Annotated in this window: 14 protein-coding genes; 6 read left to right on the forward strand and 8 right to left on the reverse strand. The window is 59.7% G+C overall.

The window, feature by feature from the left end; translation table 11 throughout:
- Positions 1-176: 176 nt before the first annotated feature.
- The gene (locus tag ASC74_RS12175; RefSeq protein ID WP_056741587.1) at positions 177-5,231 is read left to right on the forward strand and encodes a trifunctional serine/threonine-protein kinase/ATP-binding protein/sensor histidine kinase; all 5,055 of its coding nucleotides are present in this window, start codon (positions 177-179) and stop codon (positions 5,229-5,231) included.
- Positions 5,232-5,288: 57 nt separating this feature from the next.
- Here the strand turns inward: ASC74_RS12175 and ASC74_RS12180 are convergent, their stop codons facing one another.
- The 5 genes from ASC74_RS12180 to ASC74_RS12200 all read right to left on the reverse strand — a co-directional run bounded on the left by ASC74_RS12180 (position 5,289) and on the right by ASC74_RS12200 (position 11,178).
- Positions 5,289-5,789 (reverse strand): helix-turn-helix transcriptional regulator, encoded by a 501-nt coding sequence (locus ASC74_RS12180; protein WP_056741588.1) that lies wholly within the window; start codon positions 5,787-5,789, stop codon positions 5,289-5,291.
- 222 nt (positions 5,790-6,011) lie between these two features.
- Positions 6,012-7,124 (reverse strand): alkene reductase, encoded by a 1,113-nt coding sequence (locus ASC74_RS12185; protein ID WP_056741589.1) that lies wholly within the window; start codon positions 7,122-7,124, stop codon positions 6,012-6,014.
- Positions 7,125-7,274: 150 nt separating this feature from the next.
- On the reverse strand, positions 7,275-9,512 hold the full coding sequence (locus tag ASC74_RS12190) for a xanthine dehydrogenase family protein molybdopterin-binding subunit (protein ID WP_056741590.1): 2,238 nt from the start codon (positions 9,510-9,512) through the stop codon (positions 7,275-7,277).
- Positions 9,509-9,982, reverse strand: a complete 474-nt coding sequence (locus tag ASC74_RS12195; RefSeq protein WP_056741591.1) for a (2Fe-2S)-binding protein — start codon at positions 9,980-9,982, stop codon at positions 9,509-9,511. The genes ASC74_RS12190 and ASC74_RS12195 overlap by 4 nt, the downstream gene beginning before the upstream one ends.
- A complete protein-coding gene (locus tag ASC74_RS12200; RefSeq protein ID WP_236713275.1) occupies positions 9,979-11,178 on the reverse strand; it encodes a c-type cytochrome in 1,200 nt (399 codons plus the stop codon). The genes ASC74_RS12195 and ASC74_RS12200 overlap by 4 nt, the downstream gene beginning before the upstream one ends.
- Positions 11,179-11,555: 377 nt before the next feature.
- On the opposite strand from ASC74_RS12200, the gene ASC74_RS12205 reads away from it, so the two are divergent.
- Complete coding sequence (locus tag ASC74_RS12205; protein WP_056741804.1) at positions 11,556-12,755, forward strand: MFS transporter; 1,200 nt, start codon at positions 11,556-11,558, stop codon at positions 12,753-12,755.
- 100 nt (positions 12,756-12,855) lie between these two features.
- Positions 12,856-13,773, forward strand: coding sequence for a LysR family transcriptional regulator (locus ASC74_RS12210; protein ID WP_056741593.1), 918 nt, complete (start codon positions 12,856-12,858; stop codon positions 13,771-13,773).
- Between the two features lie 151 nt (positions 13,774-13,924).
- On the opposite strand, the gene ASC74_RS12215 is transcribed toward ASC74_RS12210, so the two are convergent.
- The 3 genes from ASC74_RS12215 to ASC74_RS12225 all read right to left on the reverse strand — a co-directional run bounded on the left by ASC74_RS12215 (position 13,925) and on the right by ASC74_RS12225 (position 17,640).
- Positions 13,925-15,340, reverse strand: coding sequence for an amino acid permease (locus tag ASC74_RS12215; protein WP_056741594.1), 1,416 nt, complete (start codon positions 15,338-15,340; stop codon positions 13,925-13,927).
- 162 nt (positions 15,341-15,502) lie between these two features.
- Entirely contained in the window at positions 15,503-16,555 is a 1,053-nt protein-coding gene (locus ASC74_RS12220) for an ornithine cyclodeaminase (protein ID WP_056741595.1), read from the reverse strand.
- Positions 16,556-16,605: 50 nt separating this feature from the next.
- Positions 16,606-17,640, reverse strand: a complete 1,035-nt coding sequence (locus ASC74_RS12225; protein ID WP_056741596.1) for a histone deacetylase family protein — start codon at positions 17,638-17,640, stop codon at positions 16,606-16,608.
- A gap of 119 nt (positions 17,641-17,759) precedes the next feature.
- Between ASC74_RS12225 and ASC74_RS12230 the strand changes: the two genes are divergently transcribed.
- From ASC74_RS12230 to ASC74_RS12240, 3 genes are all read left to right on the forward strand, one after another.
- Positions 17,760-18,260 carry an Lrp/AsnC family transcriptional regulator gene (locus tag ASC74_RS12230; protein ID WP_056741597.1) on the forward strand — a complete coding sequence of 167 codons (501 nt, stop codon included), beginning with the start codon at positions 17,760-17,762 and terminating at the stop codon, positions 18,258-18,260.
- A 249-nt stretch (positions 18,261-18,509) separates the two neighbouring features.
- Entirely contained in the window at positions 18,510-19,787 is a 1,278-nt protein-coding gene (locus ASC74_RS12235) for a cystathionine gamma-synthase family protein (RefSeq protein WP_056741598.1), read from the forward strand.
- Between the two features lie 150 nt (positions 19,788-19,937).
- Positions 19,938-21,368: an amino acid permease gene (locus tag ASC74_RS12240; protein ID WP_056741599.1), complete on the forward strand. Its 1,431-nt coding sequence runs from the start codon at positions 19,938-19,940 to the stop codon at positions 21,366-21,368.
- Positions 21,369-21,394 lie beyond the last annotated feature (26 nt).

Genomic DNA, 21,394 nt, shown 5'->3' on the forward strand with positions numbered 1-21,394 from the left:
GACAGGATTACCCCCATGCAGCCGTCGGGCCAGAGCCTTGCGTATACTCCAGGGCCCAGCCCGAAACGAATCTTCAGCGGTGATTGTTCATGTCCAGCCGTCCTCTCTCAACATCCGGTTCCCGCAGTCTTGATGTCGTCCACGATGAAGCCTGGCTGGAACGCTGCACCTTCGCCATGCTGCGCCGGGAAAACGACCTGACCTGGTTCACGCTTCAGGACCGGCCATCGGGCACACACTGGCTTGCCGCCCGGGCACCGATTCAACTGCCCGCCTCGTGCCAGCGGCTGGAGCGGGATTTTCATCTGCGCCTGGATCCGGCATGGGCGATTGCACCTGTCGCGTTTATCCGCTCGGCCGAGGGGCCCTTGTTGATCTATCCCGCATCGGGGACGCCGCTGATGGACCTGGTCGGTGACACCTCGCTGCCGCTGGGGCGCTTGCTGGCCATCGCCGTGGCGGCGGCCAACGCGCTGGCCTGCGCCCAGAAAACGGGTGTGCGACATGCCAGTCTGCTGCCTCACCACTTGATGGTGGAAACCGCCGATTCGGTCAGACTCCTGGGTTTTCACAGTCATGCCGCAGAGGTGCCCACCGCTGAATTGCCCGGCCTGGAACAATGGCCGTACCTGGCGCCCGAACAGGTACGGCGCGATGCCGCCAGTTTTGACACACGCAGCGATATCTACGCCCTGACCGTAATCCTCTATCAAGCGCTGACCGGCCGACTGCCGCTCGCCGCCCGCGACCCCTCGCAATGGCTCCACGTGCACGCCGCCGTGCAACCGCAATCACCGGCAATCCATGTTGCCGATCTGCCGGAAGGCATCTGCCAAGTGCTGCTCAAAGGCTTGGCGAAGGAACCGGGTGCCCGCTATCAGAGCGCCGAATCGATGGCCGCGGATCTGGCCTGGTGCCAACAGCAGTGGCTGCACCACGAGCGCATCGATGAGTTTCGGCTGGGTGCCTTCGATGCGTTGCCTTCTGTGGCCCGCGGTGAAGTTCTGTTTGGTCGAGAGTCCGAACGCGCGCAGTTGATCGAGCAGATAAGTCAGGTGCGCAGCGATGGCATCGCCCGGGTCCTGCTGGTCGGTGGCGCGCCGGGTGCCGGCAAGTCGACGCTGATCCACCAGGGTGTCCGGCCTCTGGCGCCCGGCTACTGGGCCAGCGGCAAGAGCAATCTGCTGCAGCAGGAAATTCCCTACGCGCCATTGGCGGAGATCTTCAAGTCGCTGATGACCCAATTGCTGGGCAAGCCGGCTCTGGAATTGGAGACGCTGAGCGAGCAACTGATCGAACGCCTCAAGGGGCGGGGCAAACTCCTGGCGGAGCTGGCGCCCGAGGCCGAGCTGGTCATCGGTGTCGCGCCTGAACTGCCGAACATGCCGGCCCGGCATGCGCTTGATCGCGCCAATCAAACGCTACTCGATGTTTTGGAAGTCTTCGCTCAGCCGGGACGACCCCTGGTGCTATTCGTAGATGACGTGCAGTGGGCCGACGATTCGACGCTGTCGTTCTTGCAAGCCTTCATCGCCCGGCCGCCCCGGCATCTGGCGCTCATTCTGGCGTACCGTGAGGCCGAATCGCAGTCCCTCCAGCGTGAGGGTGGGTTGCTGCAGGTGTTGGAGCATGGGCAATCGTTACCCTGTGCAAGCGTCATGCTGGGTCCACTATCGGTGCCAGCAGTCGCGGAACTGATCGCCGCTGAACTGGACACCGACCCCGAGGCTATCGAGTCGCTCGCGCCAGTCGTGCACTACAAGACGGCCGGCAACCCTCTTTTCGTCAGCCAGGTGTTGCGCGCGTTGATCGATGAACGTCTGGTGCGCTTCGACGTGCACGGTCGCCGCTGGGTCTGGAATCAGGAGGAGGTGGATGGTTACCGTTACGCCGATAACGTCGCGGACTTGATGGTGCAGCGATTCGAACGGCTGGCACCGATGGAACGCGAAGTGCTGCGCACGGCCGGATATATCGGCGGACGCTGTGATGAGTCGCTGCTGCACCGGTTGTTACCGTGCGATCCGCAACAGATCAACCGTGAAGTGCAAAGCCTGGTCGATGCAGGGTTTCTGTTGCGCGAGCGCGAGCAACTGGTGTTTCCCCACGACCGTGTACTTGAGGCAGCCTGTCAGCTAGCTGCGCCAGTGGGACGCGCCGCCGAGCATGCCCGTATTGCCGCCGCCATGCTTGATCAGTGGGGCGCGCAGAGCCATGAGCGTGTATTTGAAGTCGCCAGCCAGGTTCAGCGCATTGACGCCGATGAACCGGAGGCGCATCGCCGCGCCGCGTTCGTTGAGCTTTTGGTCGAAGCCGCCGAACGCGCCAGGGATACCGCCGCTGTCGAGCAGGCCGTGGGCTATCTGCGCACGGCCGAGCGACTGCTCGGGCAGACGGGGTGGTCGAACCTTTACACTCAGGCGTTCGCCACCCAATGGCTGGCTGCCGAATGCGACATGTTGCTGGCCGATTTGGCCAGTGCCCAACACCGCCTCGACGACTGCCTGAATCACGCCACCACAGGGCTCGACCGTGCTAAAACCTATCGGTTACGGGCCACCTTACGCACGTTGCACTCCGATTACGAGGGTGCGATAACCGAGGCGCTGACCGGGTTGGCCCTGCTGGATATTCCCCTGCAGCGCAAGCCCTCGCACGAACAGCTGAGCCTCGCGTTTGCCCAGGTACGCGCACTCGTGGGCGCGCGCCGCATCGCCGATCTGGTGCATTTACCCAAGGCCGATGACCCGCCTGTCGAAGTGGCCATGGAGTTGCTCAGCACGTTGATTTCCTCGTTCTTCGTCAACGACGACATTCGTTTTCTGCATTTGGCGAAAATGGTCGAACTTACGTTGATGCATGGCACCACGCCGAGCAGCGGTTACGGGTTTGCCTGGTTTGGCGTGATGATTGCCGAGCGCTATGGCGAGTATGTGGACGGGCAGTCCTTCGCCGAAGTGGCCCTTGAACTCACTGACAAGCACGGCTACGAAGCCGGACGCACAGGTACGCTGGTGGCGCTTGATCAGGTGAGCCCGTGGACCCGACCGATGGCGTATGCCCGACAGAAGGCGTTCGCAGCATTCGAGTGCGGTCAGGCCGGCGGTGACTTGGGTATGTCCTGTTATGCCTGCAACCACATCGGCTCCGATCTGTTGTTCATGGGAGAACCCTTACAAGGAGTGTTGAACGAGTTGGAGCATGGCCTGGCCTGGGTGCGTCAGTTTCACTACATCGACATCGAACGCATCCTGCTGGCGCAACAGGCGTACGCCAGCGATCTGCGCGATGGGCGTCAGCACCGGCCGCTGACCGAACTGGACGGCACTGAACATGACCGTTTCGGCCCCATCGACCGTACCAGCGTGTCACAGCCGACGCTGTTCTGGACGTGGCTGTATTCAGGCATGTCTGCGTTTCATTTCGGCGATATCCCCTACGCATTGCGGCGTTTCGAAGAGGCGGCCGCGCTGGCCTGGTCCATTCCGGCGCACATCAATCTCGCCGATTACTACCTGTTCTACGGTCTGGCGCTGGGCAGTGCACAGGCACCGGGGGAGGTGGCCGAAAAACTGGAACAACTCGAGCGGCAACGTCTGCGGTTTCTGCCATGGGTCGAGCTCAACCCGACAACCTTCCGCAACAAATTGCTGCTGATCGAAGGGGTCATCGCCCGTTTGCGCGGTCAGGAACTGGTTGCTATCCGCTGCTTCGATCAGTCGCAGATCGCTGCGGCGGCGGCCGGTTTCATCCACGAGCAGGCACTGGCCCATGAGCAGCTGGCCGATATCTGCTTACCAAACGGGCTGGTATCGGGTGCCAATCACCACCTGCGCGTGGCGCGCGACTGCTACAACCTCTGGGGGGCCGACGGCAAGGCCCGCCAGTTGGAAGCCTTGCACCCGTTTCTGAGCGCAGAGTCGTCGTTCGAACCTGTCCGGCCTGTGACCCAGGTCCGCCTCGATCTTGAAGTGGGAATCGAGGCGGCGCGCGCACTTTCGCAAGAGGTATTGCTGGAACGACTGGTCGAAACCCTGATGAACCACCTGATGATTCAGGCGGGTGCTGATCATGGCGCTCTGATGATCGTCAGCGGCGCCGAGCTGCAACTCGCGGCAACCGCTTCTGTCGAGGCCGGCAACGTGCGGGTCGCGCTGGACACCGGGCAGCCGCTTGAACAGGTGGCGCCGACCTCGGTGCTCAACACCAGCATGCGCACCCGTAACACTTTGGTGCTCGACGATGCCCGGGCAGATTGTCCCGAAGCCTACAGCGCCGACCTTCTACAGCGCCAGACGCGTTCCATGTTGTGCCTGCCGTTGCTCAGACAAGGCACATTGATCGGTCTGGTCTATCTCGAAAACAGCCTGGTCCCCAAACTGTTCAGCGCCGAGCGCCTGACCATGTTGGAAATTCTAGCCTCCCAGGCTGCCGTGTCACTGCAAACCGCCCGGCTGTACGCGCGGCTGGTCGAGGACACCCAGCTGCGAGCGCAAATGGAAGCGGACTTGCGCAGTTCCCGGGCAGAACTGGCGCGTAGCTCGCACCTTAAAGTCATGGGCGAACTGTCTGCTTCGATTGCCCATGAAATCAGCCAGCCGTTGCTGGGCATCTTGTCTAACGCCTCGGCGAGCCTTCGCTGGCTCAAGCGCGATCAGCCCGATCTGGAAGAGGCGATTCAGGGGCTGGAAGACATTCGCTCAGACAGCGCCCGTGCTGCCGACATTGTTCAGGCGCTTCGCGCGCTAGCCAAACAGGCGCCGTTGCAACGGCTACCGGTGCAGATCGACGAGTTGATCGGTGACGTCGTGCGCCTGACCGCCACCGATCTGGCGAACCGCAACGTGCAACTGCAAACCCGTCTTGATGCGCAATGCCCGGTGTGGGTCGATGCGGTGCAGATCCAGCAAGTGGTGTTCAACCTGATCATTAATGCGCAGGAAGCCATCACGGGAGCCGGGTTGCCAGATGGACGCATCATCATTGGCTCAGCGGTCAAGGACGATCATGTTCAAGTCTGCTTCCAGGACAATGGGCCGGGAATTGGCGCACAACAGCGCGAGCAAATCTTCGATGCGTTCTACACCACCAAAGGTAGCGGCATGGGGATGGGGCTGGCCATCTGCAGGTCAGTGATCGGTGCGCACGGCGGGACGCTGGTGGTTCAGGACAGCGAGCAGGGCGCCAGAATCTGTTTCAATCTGCCGGTCGCGGCGGCCAGCGCCGGATAAAAAAAGGCCGCATGAGCGGCCAAAGGGGAGGAGTTCGTTCTATCGGTCTCGATCAGTTCACGCGTGCAGCGCCTGCGCGCGAAGTTGTCGCAAGTCGTTGGCCACGCTATCGGGAATTCTCCTGTCTGGCATGTCCCGATCAATCATTGGCGTGTTGGGACGTCGGTTTGTGATCACGTGATCAACGGCCCGCCGCCAGGCCTTGGGTGTCATCCCTTCCAGCCGGCTAAAGGTGTGGGTGAAATGCGAGTGGTCCGCGAAACCGCATTCATAGACGACGTCGGTGATCGGCATCGAGGTGATCAGCAGGCTTTTGGCTTTTTCGATTTTCATCCTCATCAGCCAGCCTTGCGGTGAGTGGCCGGTACCTTTTTTGAACGCCCGGGAAAAATGACTGCGCGACAGGTTGCAGTGTTCGGCAATCTCGCTGATGCGAACGCAGCTGCCCATATCACGCAGCATCAGTTCCTTGGCGCGGCGCTCTTGCCAGCTGGACAGGGCGCCCAGCGGTCGCGCAAGTTCACATGGATGGTCTGAATTCACCGATTGCGGGTTCATGGCAGCTCTCCTGATCGTTAGGGAAAGTCTGTCCGCCGGCGACCTTTAAAGTCCTTAAGCAAGCCTTAAAAATTATGAAACTCATGGTCACACCGCTTTAGCGTGTGTTCATGGGCGATGGTCAGGACGAAGCGTCAGATCCGCGAACTTTGCGGGCCGAGATGAAGTTAGCCGCCACGGTGGCGGCCGACTTTCAGTCTGATCAATTCCATTGAACCCAGGTCAGGAATGAGCCGGGTAATCCACGTATCCACGCTGATCGCCACCAAAGAAGGTGCTCGGATCCGGCGTATTGAGCAACAACCTGTCGCGAATTCGCCGTGGCAGATCAGGATTAGCCAGAAACGGTCTGCCGAACGCAATGATGTCCGCACGGCCGTCGATCAGCGCCTGTTCCGCCGTCTCAGGGTCGTAGCCACCGGCGATCATCAACACGCCGTCCCATTCCGCACGCAATTGACCGATAATTTCATCCCAGCGCGGATCGAAGTTCTCGTCCTTGACGGTGCCGACGACAGCTGGCTCGACGAGGTGCAAGTAGGCCAGCGTCCATTGGTTCAACGAGCGCACGATGTGGCCGAACGTCGCTTGCGGCGTCTCATCGCCCATGCCCATGAAGCGTCCCATCGGCGTGAGGCGTACGCCCACGCGCTCTGCGCCTACTTCGTCGACCACGGCAGCGACCACTGCCAATAACAGGCGTGCACGGTTTTCCAGGCTGCCACCGTAAGCATCCTCGCGCTGGTTACTGTTGCTGTTGATGAACTGGTCCAGCAGATAACCGTTGCCCGCATGAATTTCCACACCATCCATTCCGGCGTTCAGCGCATTGCGAGCGGCCCGGCGGTAGTCGCTGATGATGTCCGCGATCTCTGAGGTCTGCAGTGCTCGCGGCACCGGCACATCCCCCCAGACACCGTTGCCATCCGTGTCGACGATGAACGTCTTGCCCGGCACGGGTAATGCGCTCGGGGCAACCGGGAGTGCGTTGTCAGGTTGAAAACTGGGGTGCGACACGCGGCCCACGTGCCAGAGTTGCATGAAGATCAGACCGCCGGCCTCGTGCACTTGGGTGCTGACTTCACACCAGGCTTGCACCTGTTCATCGCTGTAGATTCCCGGGGTCCAGGCATAGCCCTGGCCCTGCCGGGAAATCTGCGTCGCCTCGGTAATGATCAACGCAGCGCTCGCACGCTGGCGGTAATACTCGGCATTCATGGCCGTTGGAATGTCGCCCGGTTGCCCGGCGCGAGAGCGTGTCAACGGCGCCATCGCCACTCGGTGCGGGAGTGTGTACGGGCCCAATGCAATGGGTTGGAACAGGTGCTGCGTCATGAGGTGTTCTCCAGTATTCGAAAAGAGGAAGCAGGGCGGCGTCGGACGTTTGCTCAGGTATCGGATGGCCGTAAGTTAATCCGCGGGATGCCGCTTGATAATCCGTAAAAACCAGCACACTGCATTGCGTAAAGCGCAACGCTGCGCAGGTCAGGACGGCTGCTCCGAGCGGGTCATTGGAAGGTTCAACCAGCGCCGGCCGGTGGCGCTCGCCACGGCATTGCCGATGGCCGCGGCCATTGGTCCCTGGACGATTTCGGCGGCGCCGAGAAACGGTTGTCCCGGTTGGTCGAGCAGATGAACGTCGACCTTTTTAGGCAGCTGCGAAAAGCGCAGGATCGGGTAGCCACTCCAGTCGTAGCTGCGAATACCCCCGGCGTCATAGGCGACTTTTTCATACAGCGTCCAACTGGTGGACTGGATGATCCCGCCTTCCACCTGGTTGCGCAGGCCATCGGGGTTGACGATCTGCCCGACGTCCACCGCCGTGACGACGTGATCGATCTGCACTTCGCCGGTCTGCGGATGTACCTGAAGACGCACCGCAATCGCGCAATAGCCCATGATGTTTTTGTAGCGGGCAAACGCAATGCCGATGCCCGCGCCAGGCTCGCTGCTTTTTTGCGACCAGCCGATGGCGTCGCGAACCCGCTCCACCACGGCCCGTGCCCGGGGATCCGCCAAATGGGCAAGGCGCAAGGCAACCGGATCGACCTCGGCCCTGGCGGCAAGCTCATCGATGCAAGCTTCGATCGCGAAGATATTGATATGCGCGCCCAGCGAGCGCATGGCTGAGGTGCGAAACGGCATCTCAGTGACGAAGTTCAAGTTGATACGCGTGGATGCCAGCGTGTACAGCGGCACTGCATTGCGATCACCGTCTCCTTCAGGTTGAGCGATGGGCACTGAAGGCGCGGAGGTGAACGGGCGGGCCAGTAGTCGCGCAGGCAGCAATCTACCCGCATTGACGATGCGTTCGTTATGCGGCGTGGTCCACAGTTCATAGTTCCAGTCCTGCAATCGACCTTGCGCATCAAGATTGGCTTGCACTTCAGTCACCATCGCCGAGCTATAGGGCTCCCAGAGATTTTCCTGCTCGCGCATCCACTGCACCCGCACCGGCGTGCCCGGTATTCGCATGGCAATCAACGCCGCGTCGGCCGCTGCATCGTCTGCGCCGTTGTGGCCATAACAACCGGACCCTTCGGTGTGGATACAGCGAACGCGGTCGGGAGGTAACCGCACCATCTCGGCGATCCCGGTGCGCAGCGGATACACGCCTTGGGTGTGGGTCCAGACGGTGAGGGTGCCGTCCTTGAACCAGGCCACGGCGCAGGACGGGCCGATGGATCCGTGCATCAGATATTGCTTGGTTACGCGCGCTCGATAGCTGCTGTCGGTCGCGACCTGTGGCGTGCCCTCATGGCTGATCGGATAGCGGCGCGAAGGGAGGCGTTCGAGCAATCCGTGGATGTCCCGTGACTCGGGTATGGCTTGTCCGCCGCTCCAGCGCGCTGATTCATACCCGCTGCGCATGGCTTTGATCGCTTGCCATTCATCACGCGCCACCACGGCAAGGTAATTGCCGTCGCGAATCACCTGCACAACCCCGGCCAACGTTTTGATCGACTCCGCGTCGAAGGCTTCCAGCGTGCAGCCGGGACGAGGAGGGCGAATGACCCGAGCGTGCAGCATGCCCGGTAGACGAATGTCCTGAACAAATGCAGGACCGCCGCTGACTTTTGCCGGAATATCCAGCCGTTGCAGGGAATGGCCGATCAGCTTGAATTGCGTCGCAGGCATTGTCGGCGATTCGGACTTGGCGAAGAGGTGCAGATCGACTTTTTTGACGGCGTCGGCGTAGGACATTTGTTGTCCGGTGGGGCCGTGAATGATGCCCTCCTGAGTCGTCAACAGTGCCGGCGCAACCTTCCAGCTGCGCCCGGCTGACTGAAGCAGTAACTCGCGCACCTGCGCCGCGGCGTTGAACAAAGCGGTCCCGCTGTCGAAAATGCTGTGGCTGCCGGCGGTGTAGCCTTCGTTGGGCGTCAGGGCTGTGTCGGCCGTCATCAGGTTGATCGCCGTCGGGGAGACCTCCAGACGTTCGGCGGCAATTTGCAGCAAGGCAGTTTTGACGCCGGTGCCCAATTCGACCTTGCCGGTGTAGACGGTGATGCCTTCAGGACCGACGCGGATCCACGCATCGAGATAGGGGTTGGTGCGCAGACTGCCGGGAAGATCCGGCGCCAGCACCACTGTGCCGAGGGTATCCACTTCGGTGTCGGCCCATGCACGCCGCGCTACCGGCACCAGGGTAAACGCCACTAGCAAGGCGCCTCCACGCAAGAAAGCGCGGCGACTGTGATCGACCTCTTTAACCACCGTCATAGCGCGCTCCCGTGTTGCCTGGCTACCAGGCTGATTGCCTCAATAATCCGCAGGTGCGTGCCGCAGCGGCACAGGTTGCCTGCCATGTGCTCGCGAATGGTCTGTTCGTCCGGGTGCGGAGTGCTTTCCAGCAATGACTGCGCGCGCATCAACATGCCGGCGATGCAGTAGCCGCACTGGGCCGCCTGTTTGTCGATAAAGGCTTTTTGCAAAGGGCCGGGACGTTCGGCGGTACCGAGGCTTTCAACCGTTCGAACCTTTTTGCCTTCAAGGCCCGCGCAGGGCGTCACGCAAGAAAAGACCGGTTTGTCATCGACGATGACCGTACAGGCGCCGCACTGCCCCAAACCACACCCGTACTTGGCGCCGTTCAGCCCCAGGTGATTGCGCAGCGCGTAGAGCAGCGGCATGTCAGGTTCCAGCTCCAAGGCATGGGCCGAGCCGTTGACGTTGAGCGTGACTGGGGTCATTTCGTCTCCTGACGTATCGCTTCAATAGTGGAAGAAAGCTCTGTCCAGGGTTGGTCAGGTCTGGCTTGCTGGCGCAGGTAGGACGCCAGGGCTGTGAGTTGAACGTTGTCCAGGCTGGCGGCAAACGGCGGCATGACCGGTCCGGGTACACCCGGAGTTGTCGGCAGGCCTTCGAACACCGTTTTAAGGAAATTGCGCGGGCTCGGGGCTTGCAACGCGGACGTGCGATTCAGCCCCGGACGTCCGTCGATTTCGCGCATCGGCGCCGCTGGGGCGTGACAGCCAGCGCAGGCGCTGGCGAACAGCAGGGCGCCGCTGGTCTGGTCGTAGGTCTCAAAGCTCGCAGCGCCGGGTTGGGTTTCGGTGGTCACGGCCTTGGTTTGCAGGCTCAGCAAATACTCGGCAATCGCCTCTGCGTCACTGACTGGCAAGCGAGCCAGACTGAGGCTGACCGGGCGCATCGGGCCGGCGGCTGTGCCGTGCCCGTCTACCACTTCTGCCCGCAGATAGCGGACCAATTGCTCGCTGCTCCACGGGTTTGCGCGACGGGCCATGCCGAGCAGCGAAGGCGCCTCCCAGCCATCCACAACACCGCCCGCGAGGCTTTTACCGGACTTCTCGGCACCGATCAGGTTCAGCGGTGAATGACAGCCCGCGCAGTGGCCAGGCCCTTCAATCAGATAACGCCCGCGATTCCACGCTTCAGATTGCTGCGCCACAGGCGTCAGCGGCTTTGCATGCAGGAACAGCACATTCCAGAACGACACCAGCGGCCGGATGTTCATAGGGAAATTCATGCGGTTTTGCCTGGCCGGCGAGTCCACGGCAGGGCCGCTCATCAAGTACGCATACGCATCGGCAATGTCGCCTGCGGTCGTGCCGCGGTAGTGAACGTACGGGAAGGCGGGGTACAGGAAGTGGCCGTCGCGGGAGATCCCTTCACGCATCGCCCGCTCGAATGCCGGCAGTGACCATTGGCCAATACCGGTCTGCGGGTCGGGTGTGATGTTGGTGCTATAGAGCGTGCCGAACGGCGTCACCAACGCCAGTCCGCCAGTCATGTATTGACCGCCGGGACGCGTATGGCACACCGCACAATCGCCAGCCTCGACAACTCGCGCACCGCGCTGCAATTGCGCGGAATCGAACGCTCGCGGGCGCTCAATGGGCGCTATCGCCGGGCGCCACATCAGCATCGCCGCACCGATTGCGCCTATCGAAGCGAGGACGGCCGCGCTGATCCACAGGGGGCTGGACCTCAGGAGGTTGCCCTTCATGAGGATTGGAAGCGCGAGAGACGCACGGTGGGCATTGATGATGGATTCGGGATCATGAACAGCTCCTTGAGTAGCCGGGGAAGGGCGCTGATGGAGAGCCCTGCGCCAAGTGCCCAAGGGTAGAGAAGGCGCAAACGCCGGAGTATTGCCAAGTCGCGCAATAGCGCATTGCGCCAACAGCAACGCCGGGGTCGTTGCGGATGGCGCATCACTCCATTGCCCGGGGGATGGATTCTCTGCGTCGACCCGTGCCCTTAGCCTTGCCACCACTTTCCCGAACTCAACGAGGTGTCATGATGCTCACGGGCAACCCCGCAGCGGCGGCCAAGGCCGAACAGCCTGCTTCACTCTCCGGCCTGATGGTCGCGTTCCTGGCGTTTTGCTGCGGCGCGGTCGTGGCCAACCTCTATTACGCCCAGCCGATTGTCGAATTGATCGCGCCGCAGATCGGCCTGTCCAGCGCTAATGCCAGCCTGATCGTTTCACTCACACAGTTTGGTTATGCGTTGGGCCTGCTGTTGCTGGTGCCGCTAGCCGACCTGATGGAAAACCGGCGTCTGGTCGTGGGCTTCACCCTCGCGGCGAGCGTTACGCTGTTGTGTGCCGGGCTGACGCACTCGCCGTCGATGTTCCTCGTTTTTTCATTGCTGATCGGCCTTACTTCAGTCGCGGTGCAGATTCTGGTGCCACTGGCGGCGCACCTGACGCCTGAAGCAACGCGCGGCCGCGTGGTGGGAAATATCATGAGCGGGCTGCTGCTGGGCATTCTGTTGTCGCGTCCGCTGTCCAGCCTGCTGGTGGACGTGTTCGGCTGGCGCGGAGTGTTTTACAGCGCGGCGGCACTGATGGCGGTCATCGCCCTGATCACCGCGGCTGTGCTGCCGCGACGTATGCCGACGCATCAGGCGACTTACGTTGCGTTGATCGGCTCGGTGTTTGCCCTTGCTCGTCGCCACCCGCTGCTGCGTCAACGTTCGTTGTATCAGGGGTTGTTGTTCGCAAGCTTCAGCCTGTTCTGGACCCTCGCGCCCATTGAGCTGATGCGTAACCACGGTTTCAGCCAGGCGCAGGTCGCGATTTTTGCTCTGGTCGGAGCGGTAGGTGCCGTCGCTGCGCCGATTGCCGGGCGCTTGGCCGATGCCGGTCACAGCCGCCGCGGGACACTGGTCGCACTGCTGCTGGCACCGGTTTCATTGTTGATCGCCGCACTGCCCGGCAGCAGCTACCTGTGGCTGGTGGTGTGCGCGGTGTTGCTGGATTTCGCCGTGCAACTGAACATGGTGCTGGGCCAACGCGAGGTGTACGCCCTCGACCCGCATAGCCGGGCACGCCTCAATGCCGTGTACATGACCAGCATCTTCGTTGGCGGTGCCTTGGGATCGCTGGTGGCGAGCCCGCTCTACGAACACTTCGGCTGGAGCCTGTCTGCTGTGTCGGTGGCATTGCTCCCGGCTCTGGCCCTGACGATGTTCCTGGGTCGCAAGGCCAATGCCTGAGCGCCAGGCGCAGGGGAGTTCGGTGAAGCACGGTCATACAAGACGGCTGGCGAACGGTGATGCACAATCATCACCGTTCCTTTTCGACCGGGCTCCGCTTATGGACAAGTTGCTGGCACTGAAGATGTTTGTTGAAACCGTGCGTTGCGGCGGTTACTCCTCCGCGGCGCGCAAACTCGGGATCTCGACGTCTTCGGTCACTCGCCAAGTGGCGGGACTGGAAAACGAGCTGGGCGCCAGTCTGCTCAACCGCACGACACGCAACACCAGCGTGACCGTCGCCGGGCAAACCTATTTCGAAAAGGCCGTCGCCATCCTTGAGGCCATCGATGAAGCCGATGCCGTGGTCGCCGACCGTGGCAGCGAGGCGCAAGGACGCCTGCGGATCAGTGTCCCCGTCGAGTTTGGTCGGCGGATCATCGCGCCACATCTGAGCCGATTGCTCGAGCGTCATCCTGGACTGGAAATAAGCGTGTCGTTGAGCGATCAGGTCAGTGACCTGTTGAGCGAGCAGATCGATGTGTCCGTGCGTCTCGGATCGTCGGTGGTCAGTGAGGACATCGTCAGTAAACGGGTAGGGGCCTTCCAGCGCTGGGTGGTGGCCAGCCCGGATTACCTGAGCCGTCATGCGTCGCCGTGTCATCCCCGTGACTTGCTCGAGCACCAATGCTTGCGCTTCGATTACGGTGGTTCGCATCATCACTGGACGTTCCAGGGCGACGAGCAAACTATCCAGCTCAACGTGCACGGCCGCCTGCAAAGTAACAACGCCGACATCCTGCGAGAAGCGGCAATCGCTGGCGGCGGGGTGACCCTTCTGGCCGACTGGCTGGTGCGCGACGATGTCGCCGAAGGCCGGCTGACACGTTTGTTGGAGCATTACGAAGTCAATCCCGGCAGTGCGAGCAGTTGCATCAATGCGCTGTATTTGCCCAATCACCGGGGTTCCAGCCGCATCAATGTGTTCATCGATTTTCTTGAGGAGATCCTCACTTCTGGTCGATTGAATAACCGATAGTCCCCTGGGTGGCAGACATAAGTGCGTGCCGCCTGAAGGGAAGGGCTGCAATCGACATTGAACACGTCCGGCGTGAAGAGCCCTGCCGCTGGCAGTGGGACGCAACGCAGCGCGTTTCATTGCATCGGCACTTAGAGGCGGCAGGTGAACATCAGCTGTACTGATTTGCCGAACCAGCAGCGGATTTTAGCTTTCTGGAATGGGTCAGTTGATAAGCAATTGCCAACCAAATGAACCACCCTGGCATGACCAGTAAGGCAATACGAGTGTCAGGTCTTAATGCCAGCAGGCAGAGAACAAACCCCAGGAACGCCAGGGAGAACCAGGCCATCGGCACGCCACCAGGCATCTTGTAGGTCGATTGCGCATGCAGGTCGGGTCGGCTTTTGCGATAGGCAATGTACGACGCGAGGATGGTCGACCAAGTGAAAATCACCAGGATCGCCGACACGGTAGAGACGATGGTGAACGCTGTCATGACTTCCGGAACGATGAACAGCAGCAGTACGCCCACCAACATCAACAGTGTCGTGAACGCCAGGCTTAGCAAGGGCACGCTACTGCTCGACAGGCGCCGAAAAATCCCCGGAGCGTTGTCGTGATTAGCCAATCCAAACAGCATACGACTGGATGAAAATACGCCACTGTTAGCCGATGAGGCGGCAGACGTCAGCACCACAAAGTTAACGATACCTGCTGCTGCGGGAAACCCTGCAACCAGAAACAGTTCGACGAAGGGGCTCTTGCTGGGCGAAACCTGCTGCCAGGAAGTCACTGCAATAATGCAGGCCAGTGCCAACACATAAAACAGGATGATTCTCAGCGGTATCGAATTGATGGCTTTAGGCAGGGTCTTCTCGGGGGAACGGGTTTCGGCGGCAGCGATGCCGATCAGCTCGGTGCCGGCAAATGAGAAGATGGCCATCTGGAAACCGGCGAAGAAACCGAACAAGCCGTTAGGGAAGGTTGCCTGTTTATCCAGCAGGTGGCTCAGGGATGCCGTGACGCCATTGGGTGAGACAAAGGAGCTGGCAATCAGCACCATGCTGACCCCAATCAGGGTGACGACAGCAATGATCTTGATGATTGCGAACCAGAACTCCACTTCACCGAAAAGCCTCACGGTCAGCACGTTCAAGGCAAACAACGTCATTAGCATACCGATGGCCGGTATCCAGGCGGGTACATCGGGGAACCAGTACTGAAAGAATCCGCCGACCACCACGGCATCGCCCACCACCGCTACGCTCCAACTCAGCCAGTACGACCAACCGAGGAAAAATGCCGCTCGCGGGCCGAGGTAAGCACCGGCAAAATCCGCGAAGCTTTTGAAGTTCAAGTTGGACAGCAACAGTTCGCCCATGGCGCGCATGACGAAGTAGACGAACATCCCGATGATCATGTAAATGAGGATGATCGACGTGCCCGAGAGGGCAATGATCTTCCCGGAACCCATGAACAGGCCTGTACCGATGGCACCTCCCATGGCCATTAATTGAATGTGACGATTGCTGAGCGTGCGCTGCAGCGCGGGTTGTTCAACCCGCTCGGATGGAGTCGATTTCATTACAAAACCTCTTGATTTTATGTTTTTGAGTTTTGGCAGAAAGTGGGTGTCTAGCGTTCTTGTTAGAGATGCAACGGCTACTGACGGTGGTGGTTTGGGGGTGGCAGGGTTTCTCCTCCGCTAACAAGGTGCACGGCCCATTGGCACTTGCTCAGGGGGCTATCAGCTGACTGTGCGCAGGCGCGAGAGAACTGCTGGTTGCTGCCCAAGCAGTTGGTAGAGATTTTTTATGTTGGCAGGCGTCGGCACCAGATGGATGCGCTCACCGATGGCATGCTTGCGCGCCAGGTCGTGCACGTAGCGCAGTGATGAAAAGTCTTCCAGGGCAAAACCCACCGAATCGAAAACGGTGACCTGTGCGTCGTTCTCGCGGCCCGGGACTTCACCCTGAACAATCCTGAAAAGCTCCACGACGGGAAAGTCAGGCTCCAGTTGTTGAATATCGCCTTCAATCCGGGTTTGAGGTTCAAACTCAACGATGACCCGGGCATTGCGCAGAATGTCGGCGTGCAGTTCGGTTTTCCCCGGGCAGTCACCGCCGACGGCATTGATATGCATGCCGGGCTCGATCATCTCGGGCGTCAGAATCGTCGCATAGGCTTTGTCTGCGGTAACTGTGGTGACGATGTGCGCGCCCTTGACCGCTTCCTGTACCGAGTTGACCAGAATCACCTCGATATCCGGGAATGCGGACAGGTTGTGCTTCAACTTGAGTGAAGCGTCGCGATCGATATCGAAAATACGTAGTTCCTTGATGGACAGCATTTCGTGGAAGGCGAGGGCCTGAAATTCGCTCTGAGCGCCATTGCCGATAATTGCCATGATGCTTGCACCGGGGCGCGCCAGAGACTGCGCGACCAAGGCAGAGGTCGCGGCAGTGCGCACGGCTGTGGTCAGCGTCAGTTCACTGAGCAGGGTTGGATAGCCACTGTGGACATCGGCCAGGACACCGAAGGCCATGACCGTCAGCAAGTCCCTTTGACCGTTGTCCGGGTGTCCATTCACGTATTTGAACGAGTACTGTTGGCCATCGTCGGTCGGCATCAACTCGATCACACCGGCGGCCGAATGATTGGCGGTGCGAGGTGACTTATCAAACTGTGCCCAGCGTGAATAGTCAGCTTCGATGTAAGCCGCCATTTCGCGGATAGCCCGGCGGATTCCCACCTTGGCGAACAGGCGTGCGGCATGATCGACATCGATAAAAAGAGTCATGTTTTTATTCTCCGATTCAATAGTTGAAGCGCTGCGATTCAGGGGATGAATCAGGCGCGTTTGCTCTCGTAGCCATGCAGCACGTTGACCGCATTGATCCCGATTTCATCGACCATGTAGCCACCTTCCATCACAAACAGGGTGGGGCAGCCCACGCCTGCTATCAGCTCGCCGATGCCGATGAAGTCTTCGCTTTCCAGCAAGAAGTGGCTGATGGGGTCGTCCTTGAACGTGTCGACGCCCAGTGAAATAACCAGCACTTCAGGGGCAAATTGCTGGAGTTTCTTGCAGGCGTGGAGCAAGGCGTTGCGGTAGCTTTCCCACGTGGTGTTCTTCGGCAGCGGATAGTTCAGGTTGTAACCTTCGCCGTGGCCGGCGCCGACTTCGTGGCGGTAGCCTGAGTAGTACGGATAGGACACCGTCGGTTCGCCGTGCAGCGAGACAAACATGACGTCACTGCGCCCGTAGAAAATATTCTGGGTACCGTTGCCATGATGAAAGTCGACATCCAGTACCGCGACACGTTTGGCACCTTGGGTAATGGCCTGCTGTGCGGCAATGGCTGCGTTGTTCAGATAGCAATAGCCGCCCATGTATTCACGTGCTGCGTGATGGCCGGGCGGACGGCATAGGGCAAAGGCACTGTCGTGGCCTTCATCGATCAGCGCCAGTCCGGTCAGCGCGATATCGGCGCTGGTTTTTACCGCGTGCCATGTGGTGGCGGTAATCGGGGAGCCGGCGTCCATGGCGTAGAAACCCAGTTTGCCGTCGATGAAAGTCGGCACTTGCTCGTTGGCCAGATCACGCACTGGCCATACCAGCGGCAAGGCATCGTGGGTGCGCCCGGTTGCGCACCATTCAGACCAGGCAGATTCCAGAAAAGTTACGTAGCGCTCGCTGTGCGCGTTGACATAGCACGACCGATCAAATGCTTGCGGTTCGATGATCTGGCCAAGCCCTACCTGTTTGACCCGATGATGGACGGTATCGGCCCGACTGGGCTGTTCGAAGGACGGCTTGAGCACGCCGTCTTTCAATTCGGTGCCGTGGTGCAAACGGTGGGAATCACTGAAAACTGTAAACATTGTGCGCATCCGTTGATGTAAGCCAGTGCAAATATTCTGTTCCGGCTGGGGTGCGCTTTCTTTGCTTTGTTTTCGTGGTTTACTAGATTAATCGGGAATTTTTACTCAGGAATGGCGTAATGCAGAAAAAATCATCCAAACGCATCAGTCTCGACGACACCGACCTGGCGATTCTCGCGTTGCTGCAGGAGGACGCGAGTATTTCCAACGCCGAGCTCAGTGAGCGGCTGTCGTTAAGCCTTACGCCTTGCTGGCGGCGGCGTAAGAGAATGGAGGAGGCGGGCGTGATAAAGGGCTACCAAGCCATCCTTGATCGACGAATGCTGGGGCTGGATATCATGGCGTTCGTGCACATCCGTTTTTCCACCCACGCCGATCACGCTCCGGACGCCTTCGAGGCGGTGATTGCGCAATTGCCCCAAGTGTTGTCCTGTCACAAGATCACCGGGGATGCCGATTACGTGCTGCAAGTGCTGGCAGAAGATCTTGATAGCTACAGTGACTTTATCGAGCAGGTTCTCAGGCGTCAGGTGGGTATTGCCTCCATCCAGTCCAGTTTGTCGTTACGCGAGGTCAAGACCAGTAGCCGTATCGCGATACCCCAATCGAGCAAGGGGTAAAACGATTGAGGTAGTCCGGAGCCCCGACGATGACCCAGGCAACATTGGGCGACAGCCGCCGAACAATCATGTCCTCCTGAAAAACAGATCAGAAGGTGTAAAGCTAATTCAGGACTACACACAGCCATTAAAAAAAGCAGCCCTTTGGCACCGATAACATCGTTTCTCGGGCGCACCGCTTTTCAATATATTGGCCGCCAGATCTGGTGAATGACTCAACACTCACCACCCTCAGTGCGAGTAGTCTTAATGAACAATAAACCTGACAACGCAGGGCTTGATAACGCCGGAGCGGGGACCCGAGCGGTCTGGGGCGGGGAGCAAGTCAGGCACCCCTACAACGCCACTCAAACACCGATCGTGGTCAGTGCCGCTTACGGTTACGACGACATCGACGTCTGGTACGACGTTGCGTTGGGCAAGACGCCGGGCTTTATCTACAGCCGCATGAGCAACCCGACGGTCGAGATCCTCGAAGCAAAAATTCGTGAGTTGGAAATGGCCGAGTCCGCCGTGGCCTTCAGCAGCGGCATGGCGGCGATCAGCAGTGTGCTTTTCACCTTCCTGGCCAATGGCGATCGTGTGGTGTCAACCAAGGACAGCTACGGTGGCACCAACAAGATTTTCGAAGAATTCCTGCCGCGTACAGGTGTGGAGGTGACCTTGTGCGAGACGTTCGATCACGAGGAAATCGAGCGTGAAATCGCCAAAGGCTGCCAGTTGGTGTACCTGGAAACGCCGACCAACCCGACCCTGAAAATACTCGATATCCAGCGTCTGGTAGCTGCAGCCAAGCGCGTCGGTGCCGTGGTGGTGGCGGACAACACCTTTGCCACGCCGTTGAATCAAAACCCCCTGGCGTTAGGTGTGGACGTGGTCATCCACAGCGCGACCAAGTTCCTCAGTGGCCATGGCGATGTGCTCGGCGGTCTGGTATGCGGTAACGAATCCTTGATGGCCAAGGTTCGTCATTACCGGGAAATCAACGGTGCGACGCTCGACCCGTTCTCGGCCTACATGATCATCCGGGGCATGAAAACGCTGGTGCTGCGCATGCGTCAACAGCAACGCAGTGCCCGTGTCCTGGCGGAGTTCCTCTGCACCGAACCGTTGGTGGAGTCGGTCAATTATCCCGGCTTGCCCGGTCATCCGAACCACGCTGTGGCGTGCACGCAAATGTCCGGCTTCGGCGCCATCGTCAGTTTTGTTCTGGTCGGTGGGATGGACACGGTCAAGGTGCTCTTGCCACGTCTGCGATTCGCCCACTGCGCGGGCAATCTCGGTGCAGTGGAAACCATTTACGGCCCGGCCCGGACCACCAGCCATGTCGAGAACACGATGGAGGAACGACTGGCTCTGGGTATCTCCGAAGGACTGGTGCGGATATCGGTCGGCATTGAAGACACTGACGATCTGCTCGACGATTTGAAGCAGGCGTTCGCTTTTGTCAGGTGTTCACGCGATGAGCTGGCACAGGCAAACACACAGCACTCAAACAACAAAACGTGCATCGAGGCAGCAAGCTGAAGTTTTAACGTTAGTACCTCACGACAAGGCCGTTAGTGAGGCGTTCATGAAGTGGAATAATAATAAAACTAGTGGCGACCTGTTTTTACTCTGCCCCGTAACTCATCGCAGACGTTAATGCGCGCCCTAACAACTTTCATGAGAACAACCATGTCCATAAAAGAAGAACAACTCAACACACGTACCGGTTTTAAACAGGAAATGCAGACGCGCCATATTGTCATGTTGGCATTGGGTGGTGTCATTGGTACCGGGCTGTTTCTCACGTCCGGGTACACCGTGAACCAGGCCGGTCCGTTAGGTGCGGTTATCGCTTACATCATCGGCGCACTCATGGTTTACATGGTCATGATGTGCTTGGGCGAATTGGCGGTACAGATGCCGGAAACCGGTTCGTTCAGCACTTATGCCACGCGTTTTCTCGGACCCGGCACCGGCTATACCGTGGCGTGGCTGTATTGGCTGACCTGGACTGTGGCAATCGGCTCTGAATTCACCGCCGCCGGGATTCTGATGGCGCGTTGGTATCCCGATACACCGGTATGGATTTGGAGTGCGCTGTTCGCAGGCTTGGTGTTTCTGACCAACGTGATATCGGTGCGCTTGTTCGCTGAGACCGAATTCTGGTTGTCACTGGTCAAAGTGGTGACCGTGGTGGTGTTTCTGCTAATCGGTGGTGGCGCGATTCTCGGCCTGCTGCATATCGATCAGGCTCACAGTATCGGGCTGAGCAACTTCACTCGCGAGGGGCTTTTCCCTACCGGTTTCATGCCGATTGCCATGACGTTACTGGCGGTCTCCTTTGCGTTCTCCGGCACTGAACTGATCGGCATCGCCGCGGGTGAAACCAAGGACCCCCAGCGCAATGTGCCGCGTGCCATTCGCACTACCGTGCTACGTCTGGCAATCTTTTTCGTGGGGACCATTTTCGTCCTGGCGACCTTGTTACCCCGTGAACAGGCCGGGCTCGTAGAGAGTCCATTCGTCACCGTGTTCACCTACATCGGGATTCCGTACTCCGCAGACATCATGAACTTCGTGATCATCAGTGCCCTGTTGTCGGCCGCCAACTCCGGTTTGTACGCTGCTTCACGGATGCTCTGGACCCTGAGTGACCAAGGTCACCTGCCCAAACAGTTCTCGGCCCTGACCCGCATGGGCACACCACTCAACGCCATTATCGTCAGCATGGCCGGTGGTGCTGCCTCGTTGCTCAGCAGCGTGTTTGCCGCCGACACCATCTATCTGGCACTGGTGTCGATCTCCGGTTTGGCAGTGGTGGTGGTGTGGATGAGCATCGCCGCGAGCCAGATTGCTTTCCGCCGTCACTATGTGGCCAATGGCGGCGATGTCCGCGACCTTAAGTTCCGCGTCCGGGGTTATCCGTGGGTGCCGTTGGGAGCGCTGGTCTGCTGCAGCCTGGCGTGTGTCGGGATTGCTTTCGACCCTGAACAGCGGGTGGCTCTGTACTTCGGTTTGCCATTCATCGCCTGGTGCTATTTCGTGTATTACATTACCCGCAAAAGCCGCGAGCGACGCTTGTCGGTTACCCCCTTGGCACAACCGTCCGATGCGTTCTAGGCACTGTCGACGGGGTGGGCAAGCGT

This window comes from Pseudomonas sp. Root329 (genome assembly GCF_001424925.1).
In the GTDB taxonomy this organism is placed as follows: Bacteria; Pseudomonadota; Gammaproteobacteria; order Pseudomonadales; family Pseudomonadaceae; genus Aquipseudomonas; species Aquipseudomonas arabinosi.

What these genes read in the sequence shown, in the direction of transcription:
- ASC74_RS12235 (WP_056741598.1), top strand. Translation starts at nt 18,510, where the DNA reads ATGAACAATAAACCTGACAACGCAGGGCTTGATAACGCCGGAGCGGGG.
- ASC74_RS12240 (WP_056741599.1), top strand. Translation starts at nt 19,938, where the DNA reads ATGTCCATAAAAGAAGAACAACTCAACACACGTACCGGTTTTAAACAG.
- ASC74_RS12220 (WP_056741595.1), bottom strand. Translation starts at nt 16,555, where the DNA reads ATGACTCTTTTTATCGATGTCGATCATGCCGCACGCCTGTTCGCCAAG.
- ASC74_RS12180 (WP_056741588.1), bottom strand. Translation starts at nt 5,789, where the DNA reads ATGAACCCGCAATCGGTGAATTCAGACCATCCATGTGAACTTGCGCGA.
- ASC74_RS12175 (WP_056741587.1), top strand. Translation starts at nt 177, where the DNA reads ATGCTGCGCCGGGAAAACGACCTGACCTGGTTCACGCTTCAGGACCGG.
- ASC74_RS12195 (WP_056741591.1), bottom strand. Translation starts at nt 9,982, where the DNA reads ATGACCCCAGTCACGCTCAACGTCAACGGCTCGGCCCATGCCTTGGAG.
- ASC74_RS12200 (WP_236713275.1), bottom strand. Translation starts at nt 11,178, where the DNA reads ATGCTGATGTGGCGCCCGGCGATAGCGCCCATTGAGCGCCCGCGAGCG.
- ASC74_RS12185 (WP_056741589.1), bottom strand. Translation starts at nt 7,124, where the DNA reads ATGACGCAGCACCTGTTCCAACCCATTGCATTGGGCCCGTACACACTC.
- ASC74_RS12215 (WP_056741594.1), bottom strand. Translation starts at nt 15,340, where the DNA reads ATGAAATCGACTCCATCCGAGCGGGTTGAACAACCCGCGCTGCAGCGC.
- ASC74_RS12230 (WP_056741597.1), top strand. Translation starts at nt 17,760, where the DNA reads ATGCAGAAAAAATCATCCAAACGCATCAGTCTCGACGACACCGACCTG.
- ASC74_RS12210 (WP_056741593.1), top strand. Translation starts at nt 12,856, where the DNA reads ATGGACAAGTTGCTGGCACTGAAGATGTTTGTTGAAACCGTGCGTTGC.
- ASC74_RS12205 (WP_056741804.1), top strand. Translation starts at nt 11,556, where the DNA reads ATGCTCACGGGCAACCCCGCAGCGGCGGCCAAGGCCGAACAGCCTGCT.
- ASC74_RS12225 (WP_056741596.1), bottom strand. Translation starts at nt 17,640, where the DNA reads ATGTTTACAGTTTTCAGTGATTCCCACCGTTTGCACCACGGCACCGAA.
- ASC74_RS12190 (WP_056741590.1), bottom strand. Translation starts at nt 9,512, where the DNA reads ATGACGGTGGTTAAAGAGGTCGATCACAGTCGCCGCGCTTTCTTGCGT.